Annotated in this window: 11 protein-coding genes and 1 tRNA gene; 10 read left to right on the forward strand and 2 right to left on the reverse strand. The window is 61.3% G+C overall.

The features are described 5' to 3' along the window. Positions 1–386 precede the first annotated feature (386 nt). From P5205_18000 to P5205_18045, 10 genes are all read left to right on the forward strand, one after another. Positions 387–3695, forward strand: a complete 3309-nt coding sequence (locus tag P5205_18000; GenBank protein ID HSA12257.1) for a sigma-70 family RNA polymerase sigma factor — start codon at positions 387–389, stop codon at positions 3693–3695. 32 nt (positions 3696–3727) lie between these two features. After that, the gene (locus P5205_18005) at positions 3728–3991 is read left to right on the forward strand and encodes a hypothetical protein (GenBank protein HSA12258.1); all 264 of its coding nucleotides are present in this window, start codon (positions 3728–3730) and stop codon (positions 3989–3991) included. A gap of 39 nt (positions 3992–4030) precedes the next feature. Continuing rightward, a complete protein-coding gene (locus P5205_18010; protein ID HSA12259.1) occupies positions 4031–4264 on the forward strand; it encodes a hypothetical protein in 234 nt (77 codons plus the stop codon). A 152-nt stretch (positions 4265–4416) separates the two neighbouring features. After that, a complete protein-coding gene (locus tag P5205_18015; GenBank protein ID HSA12260.1) occupies positions 4417–5085 on the forward strand; it encodes a hypothetical protein in 669 nt (222 codons plus the stop codon). Positions 5086–5906: 821 nt separating this feature from the next. Beyond that, on the forward strand, positions 5907–7361 hold the full coding sequence (locus P5205_18020; protein ID HSA12261.1) for a hypothetical protein: 1455 nt from the start codon (positions 5907–5909) through the stop codon (positions 7359–7361). Positions 7362–7482: 121 nt separating this feature from the next. Then, a complete protein-coding gene (locus P5205_18025; GenBank protein ID HSA12262.1) occupies positions 7483–7701 on the forward strand; it encodes a DUF4177 domain-containing protein in 219 nt (72 codons plus the stop codon). Positions 7702–7718: 17 nt separating this feature from the next. After that, entirely contained in the window at positions 7719–8003 is a 285-nt protein-coding gene (locus P5205_18030) for a hypothetical protein (protein ID HSA12263.1), read from the forward strand. A gap of 22 nt (positions 8004–8025) precedes the next feature. Beyond that, positions 8026–8586, forward strand: a complete 561-nt coding sequence (locus P5205_18035) for a hypothetical protein (protein ID HSA12264.1) — start codon at positions 8026–8028, stop codon at positions 8584–8586. Between the two features lie 5 nt (positions 8587–8591). After that, positions 8592–8891 carry a hypothetical protein gene (locus P5205_18040; GenBank protein ID HSA12265.1) on the forward strand — a complete coding sequence of 100 codons (300 nt, stop codon included), beginning with the start codon at positions 8592–8594 and terminating at the stop codon, positions 8889–8891. A 42-nt stretch (positions 8892–8933) separates the two neighbouring features. Further along, positions 8934–9170: a hypothetical protein gene (locus tag P5205_18045; protein HSA12266.1), complete on the forward strand. Its 237-nt coding sequence runs from the start codon at positions 8934–8936 to the stop codon at positions 9168–9170. A gap of 1035 nt (positions 9171–10205) precedes the next feature. Here P5205_18045 and P5205_18050 read toward each other — a convergent pair. Both P5205_18050 and P5205_18055 read right to left on the reverse strand, forming a co-directional pair. Next, positions 10206–11879, reverse strand: coding sequence for a hypothetical protein (locus P5205_18050; GenBank protein ID HSA12267.1), 1674 nt, complete (start codon positions 11877–11879; stop codon positions 10206–10208). A gap of 171 nt (positions 11880–12050) precedes the next feature. Next, positions 12051–12127: transfer RNA gene (locus P5205_18055), tRNA-Arg, on the reverse strand. Positions 12128–12239: the final 112 nt, after the last annotated feature.

Raw genomic sequence — 12239 nt, forward strand, 5'->3', positions numbered from 1 at the left:
GAAACATCATCGCAGGAACCTGCTGGTTGGGCTTGTCCTGCTAGGCTTCCTTGGGCTGTGCTGGCGGCTGTCACGCCCCCCACAGGGCCGGGGCCACAAGCCTTGTGGATTGGCGGCAAAGTGGTGCCCATCGGCCAGCCCGCCCCCTCTGGCACCCCATCATTAGCGTCAGTCAGCGTCCCTTAGCGGTTCCTCCTGTGCCATTTGCCATCGGCCATCGGCCATTCGTCCCATTTCGGCCCAGCCGTCCCATTCACTCCCCTTTCACGCATCACGCATCACCCATCCCCTTTCATCCTTCATCCTTCCCCGCCTCCACCCGCCCGTACGTCCCCCAAAGATTTTTGTCCGGTTTCGGCCTTCTGCGGGTCTATAGTTGCAAACACATGGTGACGGATAGCCGCACACTGCTTTCACAGTATGCACGGACCGGCTCGGAATCCGCGTTCCGGGAGCTCGTCAGCCGCTACATCGACCTGGTTTATTCGACCGCCTACCGGCTGGTGGACGGGGATGCCGAATCAGCGAAAGACGTTGCCCAGACCGTATTCGTGGCCCTGGCAAACCAGGCGCGCACGCTGCCGGAGAACGTGATGCTGGGTGGCTGGCTTCACCTTCAGACCCGCTTCGCGGCGGGCAAGTTCATGCGCAGCGAACGCCGTCGTCGATCGCGGGAAAGGCAGGCCGCGGAAATGAACGCCCTCGAAGACCACAACCAGGGCAACCTGGCCCAAATCGCCCCGGTGCTCGACGAAGCCATCGGCCAACTGGATGCCGAGGACCGCAACGCGATCCTCCTCCGATTCTTCGAGCGCCAGGACTTCCGCTCCGTGGGCGACGCGCTGCGCACCAGTGAGGACGCCGCCCGCAAGCGCGTGGCCCGCGCCCTGGAAAAGCTGCGCCTCGTCCTGGGCCGCCGCGGCGTCACGCTCTCTGCGGCCGCCCTGGGCACCACCCTCACTGCCGAAGCCGTCACCGCCGCCCCCGCGGGCCTCGCGTCGGCCATCGCCACCGCCTCCCTGAGCGCGGCGGGCAGCGGCGCCGGCCTGCTCTACGTCCTGCTTCACGCGGCCCGGGCAAACTGGCGCATTCTGTCTATACCAGGAGTGGCGCTGGTGATCATGCTCACGGTGGCCATCTACCACAGAACGCCTTCGCAAAACGCACCCCAGCAACCAGCGCAGGTGGCCTCACCCCCCGTCGAGCCCGGCACGGACCCGACTGGCTCCGAGCAACCGCCTCCTCCAGCGCCAGCACCGGTCAAAGTCCCAGCCCTGGCAGAAAACCAAATGCGGTTTGACCTCCTGGACGCCGAAACGGGCGCTCCCATCCCGGCGGCAAAACTGCGCCTAGTCTATTTCGCGCAGCGCGGCAAGTCCAAGACAGCCAAGCTCAACACCGACGCTCAAGGCCAAGCCACTATCGAAATCCCGCAGGAGCCTTACACCAGCGTAAACCTGTTCGTTACGGCTGACCGCCACGTCCCCAAAGTGGTCTCGTGGAATTCTGATGGATTCCCCAAAGAATACGCCATGAAGCTGGAGGCTGGGTCCACTGTCAGCGGCGTTGTTGTGGACGAGTCTCAGCAGCCGGTTCCACAAGCTACCATCACATTCATTGGGCCGGGAATTGACACGGCTCAGAAAGAGAATATTCAATTCGGCCCCGACACCGTGCTGAGGACCGACGCCGATGGGCGCTGGTCGTGCAGTATGATCCCGCAGAGCCGCGAAACCATCCATGCGCTTCTGGAACACCCCCAGTTTGTGGCAACCCCCACCGACATACCGGTTACCAACTCGCAGGCCAAACCCCTGGTGTTGCAGATTCGGCGCGGCCTTACCGTCACCGGCCTCGTCGCCGATACCGCCGGACGGCCCGTTGCGGGGGCAGCCGTTCGCGAATTACACGACCGTCAAGACCGAGCGCTGTCTTCCACGACGGACACCTCCGGCAGATTCGAATTCAGGAACCTCCCCGCGGGCGACATCATGCTGGCGGTTCAGGCCGACGGCCTGGCCCCCGCAGTTCTGGAAACCAAGCTGTCGGCGAGCCCGACGGAACTGAACTTCGTGCTGCAGCCCGGGCGCGTGCTCAAGGGACACGTCGTTGATGACCGGGGAACACCCGTTCCGAACGCTCTCGCCCAGACATGTTGGACTAGCGCGGAATTGCGAAAAATAGAGTGGTCCGCCAGGACGGACAGCGAGGGCAGGTTCGAGTGGGACTCAGCTCCCGCCGAGCCGCTGCACTACTGGTTCGATGCCGACGGCTTCACGTCGCCGCCCGCCGGCCTGTTGAACGCGGACGGCTCCGACCACGAGATAAGATTGACCCGGACAGAAACCAACGCGGCGCCTGCGGTCGTTCGCATCACTGGCAGTGTCACCGACGACCAGACGGGCCTGCCCCTGGACGAGTTCAAAGTGCTTCTCGGCGAAATTCGTGTCTCGCTATCGGAGCCCATCGTCCGATTCGTGGCCGACGGCAAGAACGGGCAATTCAGCTTCTCGCTCCGCCCACCCTTCTTTTTCGAGGCTTACCAGGTGCAGATCCAGAAAGACAGATACCTGCCAATTGCCTCCACCAACCTGCTGTTGAAGGCCGGGAACCAAAGCCTGGATCTGAAAATGAGCAAAGGCTCCGGGCCCGCCGGAATCGTGGTCCTGCCCGGCGGCGAGACCGCCACCAATGCCACCGTATTCCTGTACGAGGCCACCGACCGCGTTTGGATGGCAAAACCAGGCGAGTTTCGGAAAGACACCACCTCCACCACGCGCGTGCAGACCGACGCCACCGGCAGGTTCTCCTTCGTGCCGCACTTGCAGGCACGGGGCCTGATTGCCATCCACGACCAGGGGTATGCTGAAGTCCCGCTGAAGGACTTCGCCGGAACCATCGTGCTTCCGCCGTGGGGACGAGTCGAGGGCAAGCTGACCGTCGCCGGTCGCCCAGGGACGAACGAAACCATTTGCCTCGGCAACACCCTGTACCGCTACGGCGACAACGGCCGGCGCTACCCGCCGTTGGGCCTGCGCCTGGAGGCCACGACCGACGCCCAGGGAACTTTTGCCTTCGAGAAAGTGCCGCCCGGTGAGCACAAGATCACCCACCTCCTGGTTAGGCCGGGCAGCCAGGGAGGCCGGATCTACGACACGCACGGACTTCCTGTCACCGTGTCCGCCGGAACGGCAACCCGTGTCGAACTCGGCGGAACAGGCAGGCCGGTTATCGGCAAGCTTTCATTTTCCCCCGCATCCCTAACCTCGGAATGGCAAACCGTGACGCTCCAGCTCCGGCTCAAGCTGCCCGGTGCGCCCGGCAGCCGCCCAGCCCGCGGTGACTACCCTACCACCGACGCCTACCTGCAGGCATGGAGAGCTGCCGCCGAGGCAGAGAGACTCTTTTGGGTATCGGAACAAGGCCGAGAGCTGGAACGCTCGGAACGGACCTACTCGGGCTTTTGTGGCGAAGACGCGTCATTCTCCCTCCCGGACATCCCGCCCGGCGCCTACGACCTGAGAATTGAAATGGCCGGAACGACCAGGAATTCCGCTGGCCCCAGTCAAGAAGTACCGACCGTCTTGCTCGCCAGGGAGATCGTTGTTCCCGAGGTCTCCCCGGGGCAAGACAACCATGCCCTCGATCTTGGCTTGTTGGAGCTGAAGGCGCCTGGCGATCTCACCCGGAAATAGATTATGGAATTGCGAACAATCGAAGACAGAATATGAAAATAGGAGCACGATTCGTTATTGGCCTCTCCGTCGGGCTGGCAGTCGGCTACGGGGCAGCGATGTACACCGGTATTCACGCCTGCAAAACAGTCAATGTGGCACGGGTCGAGCCGTCAGATTCACCGGACGCGAAAAACCTCAAAGAGCTGCGGGCGCAACTTCAAGAACTGCTACTGACACACACAGAATCGTCCCCAGTGGTTCAGAACGTGAGGCGGCGCATCGAAGTCCTGGAGAAGCGACAAAGCGCAAAGTAGAGGCCGCTAACCAATAGTAGTTAGTCCCGATACACTCATATGAAAAAGACACTCTACCTGCTGTTCCTTGTCGGTGCCACAAGTGCTTTGCTGGTCGGATGTGGCACTACTCACCACGTAACCCGTTGGGAGTACCGAAAGGCAGTGAATTTGTCCGATTCGCAGCTCAACGAACTGGGCGAGCAGGGCTGGCGCGTTGTCGGCTTCACTACAGACGAGTCCACAACACCCATGCCGCGGACGACCTACCTGTTGCAGCGGCCTAAGAAATGAAGAGCGCCGCGCCCAACAAGGCACCTGCAGCCAACCCCGCGATGAGCCTTCTGTCTCAAATCCGGTGCCAGTGGCGCGGGGTGGCTGACGTGCAGCGTTCGCAACAGGTGGCCGCATCCTTATAATTAGCGAAGACTTCTAATCCTATCTGTATGAAGCCACACATAACGAAGACTGATCTACCCGTCTATCTCGTCGCACTGCTCTGCTTGGGAATAGTGGGCTGCGCGACGCATTCGATCACGCACTCGGGTAGCTCTCACCCGCAGACCTTTTCGAGCTTTGATTTGCCCAGTGGTAGCGCGGCCCAAACGGAAGTCCTGGCTGGTACTCTGGATTTCCAGAATGCGGAGCTGACTCAGGTGCTGGCGATTTACCAGGAGATCTCCAAACGCACGGTGATTCGCCCCACCACTCTGCCGGCGCCCACCATCTCCCTTCGCAACCAGACTCCCCTCACCCGGGTGGAGGCTTTACAGCTAATGGATACCGTTTTGGCTGCGAACGGCATTGCGATGGTCCTCGCCGGGGACACCGCTGTCAAAGCCGTGCCGGTGGCCCAAGCCACCGCGGAATCGCCGCCCGAGATTTCTCTGCCCTGGCGGTCGCTTCCCGATTCCGGCTCGTTCATGATGCGGACCGTACAGTTGAAGAAACTGCGGCCCTCCGAGCTCGTCCCCGTACTCATGCCGTTCTGCAAAACGCCCGGCGCCGTCCTGCCGATCGACAGTCGCGGCCAACTCATTCTGCGCGACTATTCCTCGAATATCCGCAAGATGCTGAAGTTGGTGGAGGACCTGGAAAACAACGCCCCCAGGTAGCCCACCGAACAAACGGATTGAGCCGATGACGAGCAGCGCGAGCATGTCGGTGTCACAAGCGGGCGTCGGTGGCGCGCTGCTCGTCACAGCTCATCCTCATCGTTGGACGACCGCTTGGCTACTATGAGTCCCAAATATCGAACGTGCGCCATTTGCTTGCTGACCGCACTGATCAGCCTAGCGTGCATTCTGGCTCTCTGGAAGCGTCCGGCTCCGGTAGGAACAGTAGCACTGGTTCTGGTTTCTCGCGGCACGAGTCAGGAGTATGCATTGTTTACAGCCTTCGTCACAAATACCTCGATCCGTGACGTCTCCCTCGGTTGGAACCCCTACGTGCAGTACGAGGATCGGACTGGCTTGGTCGTCATCGACGCGGGAAAGTCCTGGGAAGGAAAAGGAGCTTCCCTCAGGCCAGGGGAGGTAGGCGAGGTGCGTTTTGGCATACCTGCAGACTACCGTAAAGTGCGGATCTACACTCGGGTCCGTTCTGATGCGGGGCGACTTCCCCGGCTTGCCAGCCGCTCGGTGGGGAGGTTCACGCCGCGGCAAATCTCACCGGGAGGGATATGGAAATGGTTGTATTCAAGGGGATGGTTGACTGGCATGCGTGAGGAGTTATGCAGCAGTTCATGGACGCCCAACCCCAGTCAAGCGGTCCAGCGGACGGAAGGCAGCCGAGCCAGACAAGGACTATGAGATTGAGGCTGCGGAGGTCAGGAATGTCGTCCAACCCGGCGCTGCACCTGAATGGCGGCCCCGCGTCGCTGTCGGGCAATTCGGGAGTCGTGGAGGGGCCGCCATCGGTGAGCTAACCGTTAGCCATGAAGAACATCTTCGCCCTCGCACTGCCGGCAATCACCGCTTGCATACAGCTTGCACATGCCCACCCTGCTACACTTGACCACGTCGCGCCCACGCTGGCGCAACTTGGGGAGGGCTGGACATCTCCCAGCGTCGTGGTCCTCCTGGATCAACGGGACCCCACCAACACCATTTGCACGGAGGGTGAAGGCTGGCTCAAGGCAGCACACAATGTCGTCGGGAAGAGAGGTCGTGACGCCTACATGGTGCTTCGCTACACCTATCAATCCCGGAGCGTCCTTGTGTGGATGAACCGATGCAAGGACCCACAATCCATAGGAGACGACTGGGGAAAAGACCCCGCCACCAAAACCACACTGGACCCGCTGCCGAAGGTAGGCGACGAAGTACGCTACTATAAAAGGGACGGAATGCATGAGAACATCGCCTTCCGCAGAGACAATTACCTCGTAGATGTCGAAGGTGTAAACGTGCCAATCGCCAAACTTGAACAGCTCGCCATCGCGCTCGACAGCAACCTGATTAAGGCGCATCGAGCGCCGGCGCCACCCCCGGCCGGCGAGAAACCAGGCTCCATCACTTTCACGGGCTCGGGCACTGTACAGTTCGAGAACCTCTGGGCCAAGGACCCAGAGATCACTGCTGCTGCGAAAGAGTTCGGCTTCAAGTCACAGGGCAGCAACACGATGTTTTTCACTATCGCGGTCAGCAACTCCTGTTACGACCTTCGTCTCACGCCCACAAAACCAGACCCCATCCATTATCATGAGGCCGCCTTCGACGGGCACACGCTTTACTTCCTCAGCCACATGAACACCGCAGATCTACAGAACGACCCCCGCCTCCGCGGCAAGCCGAATGTAGCCACGGCGTGGATATACGGCCACCAGCAAGTGGTTTACAGCCTCTTTGCCCACCAAATGGGCCCGATCTGGCTGATGCTCGCCTCCGGCCATTACCTCCGGAGCGTCACCAACGGGCTGATCCAGCCCCCGCTCACCCTCGGCCTCTTCGAGAACGATGACTATTTCCCGCGACCCTTCACCATCCCCGCCCGCTGGACACTACAGCAGGCATTCCCGTTCCTGCCGCTTGAGGTAACCTGCCGCGATGGCGGTGAGACGAAAACGGCGCCCCCTTTCCAGAATGCCAAAAGAGAGACTCCGTTTAACGCCGGCTTTACCAACATCGTCTTCCGCGTTACCGGAACCCGCGAGTTCGACGGCATCCAAGTGCCGTCCTCCGCGCAGTTGGACACCTACCGTCCGGCGCTCCCGGGCAAACCCGAGCTGCGGCCTTACACCCGTTACCGGCTCACCCTGACCGAGTGGCGCAAGGGTTTCCCCAGGATTTCCTTTATCCCGAAACTCCCTGGCCTAACCACAATCAGTGACACGCGCGCCTCCGCGGGTGTCGCTCCCAAGACTACAACGAGCGACGAATGGCCTCGCTGAACAGCCGCCTCGCGCCGGCGCGGGTTGCGCCTTCTGTCTTAGCAGCCGCTTGTGGACGCGGAGCTCAGGCGGAACGATGGACGGGCAGCTAAACCTCGGATGAACTATTATGAGAAAATGTATGGCAGTCATATTCGCGGCCAGCACCCTGTTGCTGGCCGGCTGTTGCACCACCCCACGTGCCGGCAAGTGGGAATATAAAGTGGCGAGCCCAGGCGGCCTGGAATTACGCTACCCGGAGGGCACGCAGCAGTTTCTGAACCGCTACGGCAAAGAAGGCTGGGTGCTGGTCAGCCAGAGTGACGGAAGAGTCTTCTACTTCAAGCGGCGGGTGAAATGACTGGTTGGCACCTGAATATGAAGAAGACCGCAGCAGCCGCTGCAGTGGTCGGGCTCGCACTGTGGCTTGGTTACTACCTTGGGCATCATGACGGCATCCAACAGGAGCGGCGGGCCTGGCTCGCCACCGAGCAGACTCACGCTCCCCCAACGCCAGCGGCAGTTGCGGGGCGGCCTGCCATCCAAACCTCGCGATTGACCCGCACGTTCTACACCTATCCCCACTCCGGCGGGACATTCATCGCCAGCAAAGGGCCAGCGCCGCTAAATCAGCCGGACCCGCGAAACACCCCCGTCCGATGACCCTCGGGCACCTGAAACAACTATGAATAAATCACGGCTATTCATTCTCCTCGGCAGCTTCACCGTCGGACTCCTCTCAGGCTGCGATGCCCGAACACCGAAGCTTTCCCTTTCTGACCCACGGCTTGCCCCGATGCTCCAGGCGATTGCAGCGGTTGACAGAGCCGCGCTCGGCTTCACTCCCATCCCCACCAATGCGGTAGCACTCTTGGTTAATCGCCCGGTTGCCGGCTACGACGCGATGCTCAACGTTTTCGACACCCCGGCGCTTAACGCTGGCGTTCATCGCACCATCGGGTTCCGCAAAACGGCGACTGGCTACAAGTGGATTCTGGAGCAGGAGACTCACCCCGGCCCGAACACCTTCACCCAGAGCGGCCACACCGCCCATGAGTGGATCCTCATCAGCTACGAAACCGAGAGGCTTACAGGGCGACCGCCTGGCAAGCTGTGCGTTGACTACACCGGACCAGACAGCCGCATCGCCGACCGCAAGGACCTCACCCTCGACGAGATCAGGCCGATTCTGGCAGAGTGGACTCAGAAGCCATCGCCGGGAACGGTCGCCGAGCCTGGCCGTTGAATTCTATGCACCCTCTGTTTGTCATCTTGATTATTGTCCTGCTTGCCGGCATCGCCGTTGGTCTGGTTCTGCAGCACAGGCTCTATTCCCGGCTCACCACTGAGCACTCCAATGCGTTGCAGCACCTGGACGAAAGCAGCGACGGTATCATGGCGTTTCAGCGATACCTCTGGAAACGACAGTACCTCGGGTTGGGTGACGCCGCCTTGACCCGGCGCGCCGACTCCCTTCGCCGCTACTGGACAATCTGTTTTCTGTTCTTCTTATCCGTTCTGGCTGCGCTTATCGTTGCAGTCGCCATTTGAAAGATAAAACAACACTGTAAGACCCTGGTTTAAGACACTCTTATGAAAAAGACACTGCTGGTCGTTCTATGCAGCGCGGCCATACTTGCGTCTGGTTGCGCAACGTCGCGTTCCGGTCCTGCCGTTTGGGAATACAAATCGGCTACAGCATATCCAAACGACGTGGGAGCCCAGGTCACCCGCCTCGGTCAGGAAGGCTGGAAGTTCGTTTCGATGTCGGCGATCTCCAGAGCCCCTGATTCTATCGAGGTCGTCCTTCTGTTCAAGAGACACAAGTGATGGCTTCTAAACTTGGCGACGTCAGCGACGGCTGCGTCCCCTCGTTGGCCTGTGCGTTATGCGCTCGCGTAAGCTCATTGCGGTTGGGGCCGCCGCTGTTGGCCTCGTTGGGTTGCTGATAACCGTAGGCTGGCCCTTGCGCTGCCCAGTTGATCTGAGGTTGGCCGGCATGGCACCCAGCGGCACGATGGACGATGACGGAACGGAGCCATGGTTCGTGACTCTGAGCCTCAGCAATCGCTCCGCCTGGGTGCTCACTGTCGCCCGGGAATGGGTCAAGGTCGAAGCCAGAATTACAAACCGCTGGGTTGAGGTGAAGAGCCCCTGCAACGTTGGCGATCTGACCGGGCACGCCACGAAAGAGGTCCTGATTCTCCTGCCATTCGCCACCGACGCCTGCCGCCTCGGCATCAAGTATGTGCCTGAACCATTACACTTGAGATGGATGCGGCTGTCGTCGAACCTTGGGCTATGGCGGCACTCCTGGTACCGAGCGCTAGCTAGGCGCGTGTTTCCGGTCCGCTGGCTCGATCCGCTTAGGAGCGAGCACACTGGGCACTCGCCCCATTGGAGACTGACCACCCCGCAAGTGGCCTTGCCCCAAGGACCCGCCCCGCCCGCCGGGGTTCTTGGCCGGACGCATAACCAAAGCCCTGTCACCCCACCCGCGAGGCAACCAGTTGCCTTGAGAGTAAAAATCCCTCCCGCCTGCCGTTGGTGCGCCTGCCGAAATCCCCCCGCGTTCTCCGCGTCCCCGCTGCGAATGCCGGCAAGCCTCTAGCCCTCAGCGCGGGCAGCGCACCCGCTCCGCTTGAAGGCCGCTCCGGCGCGGACGGAGAAGGTTGGGCGAGGTGCTCCCGCCCCCGCTCTCAACCTTCAACTAACCATCATCAACCACCTGCGGGCCGGCCCACCGCGCAAGGCTCCTGCTGTCATTTCTTCCATCAGCCCCATCAGTCCCATTCCGTCCCACCGGCCAGACGTGTCCGAGTCCCGCCCTTCGCGATCTTTGCGCCCTTCTGTGGCAGTCCGCCCCTACAGCTTCGCCCAAACCTTGAACATTCGCTCCCGCAGCGCTACCGGCCTGACCGTCGCGATCAGCTCCCGCATCTCCTCTTTAGCCGTTCGCCCCACCGGCTGGCCGCCAATCTCGATTTCAGCTTTCAGTTTTTCCGATTTCAGCTTTTCACTGCCAACGGTGAGCAGCTTCGGCATAGCGCCCTCCAGCGCCAGGCGGAAATCTTCTTGCCCGGGTCGGAAGTAGTGCTTCAACACCACATCGGTAGTCTTGTGCCCGGTCACGCGCTGCACCAGCTCCAGCGGCACCCCGGCCGTCAGCGCCAGCGTGACCCACGTCACCCGCAGGCTGTGAAAGTCCCGCACGCTGGCCCGCCTGACCCCGTGCGTCCGCTCCACGCGCAATACCGAGTCATCCTCCTTCACCGCTTTGGCCACTCCGCCCCCGGCTCGCCACCGCAGCAGCTTGCACTTTACCGCCGTCTCGATCTCGTTCAGATACTCCGACACCGACCCCTTGCTCACGCCCGCGCCGCTGGCCACCGCCCCGACGCTCTTGCCGTCCAGGTAGAGCCGAAACACCCGCGCCATTCGCTCGCGACGCTCCCCGGCCCCCAACTTCGCCAAATATGCCTCGCCTCGCTCCCGCACCTCCGCCGCCGGCAACTCCGGCAATTTCGGATCTGCATTCTTCATTCCTCCTTCTGCATCCCCCGCGAGCGCTGCCCAGAGGACCCTCTTCACCCGCCGCGTGATGCCGTCGGGATTCACCCCATACATTGCCGCCTGCTTCGGGAACACAAACGCCGCGCCGTCACCATCCCGCTTTCTGCGCTCGGCCTGCTTCATCAGTTCATCGCGCAACAGCCCGAAGATCGGAATACTCACCGTCCCGCCCGTCTTGGCCGTCTTCACCGTCACGAACCCACCCCGCAGGTCCACGTCCTTCCATTGCAGCATGCAACAATCGCCTCGGCGCATGGCAGTGCACATCCCCGTGATAATAATGGGCGCGATGAAACCGTCCGACTTTGCCGCCTCCAGGATTGCGTGCAACTCTGCCGCCGAGAAAGGCTGCCGAAACACAGTCGCCTCCTCCCGCGACACCAACCGGTCGAACGGATTCGGCCCCCCGCTTGGCAGCAGTCGCCGGAACGCCGACCGCAGCAGCTTCAAAGTCGCGTTCCAGGTCCGCCCGCTCACCCCGCGCTCCTTCTCCTCGCGCATGAATGCCGCCGCCACGTCCGGGCTCACGTAGGCCAACTCCTCCGCCTTCCGGTTCTTCGACCGCACGAACTCCACGAACCGCCCCAGGATTTTCTGGCCCTCCGCAGCATAGCGCCCGGCGACCTCCCGCTTGCGCGGCAGGCTCGCCCATTCCGACTCCAGCTCCGCCAGCTTCACCGTGCGCACCTTGGCGCCCGTCTTGATCGCGTAGAGCCGCTCCACCAGCCTGGCCGAGTCCCGGGCGCTGCGAGCCTCCTCCGCCACCTCTGCCAGCTTCACCTCGGCCATGCCGCGCGACCGCTCGAACTCGGCGTCACCCTGGTCACGCAGCCGGCGCGAGGCGGGAGGGACCCCGAACAGCTTGATCCCGAGATTCACGCAATGCCGTTTTCCATGGGCCATGAACCGGCCGTACCAGATTGGCCGCGGGTCTCCGTTGGCTTCGAATCGCATTTCCAGGTGCATAAGATATTTCTTCCTGTGAGAGTTCCGGGTCTTTGCTACAACTACTGCAACCTCCCGGAGACTATCGAAACACCCTGCACCGTGCAAGAAAAAAAGCCAACAAAGTGCCCAACGGAACCCCTTCAGGAAACCCCTCCGTTGCGCTAAAACCTCAATAAACTCGCAGAAATATGGCGCGTCCGGCAGGACTTGAACCTGCAACTTTCTGATCCGAAGTCAGAAGCTCTATCCAATTGAGCTACGGACGCACTTGAAAATCAACAATTTACGTAGAAGCAAAATAGACTTCTGTATCTTAATCTACTTTTTTGCCTACAATTGGTCGAGATGTATGGCATACTTCTAGCAACAACGACAGCT

It is taken from the genome of Candidatus Paceibacterota bacterium (genome assembly GCA_035452965.1).
In the GTDB taxonomy this organism is placed as follows: Bacteria; Verrucomicrobiota; Verrucomicrobiia; order Limisphaerales; family UBA8199; genus UBA8199.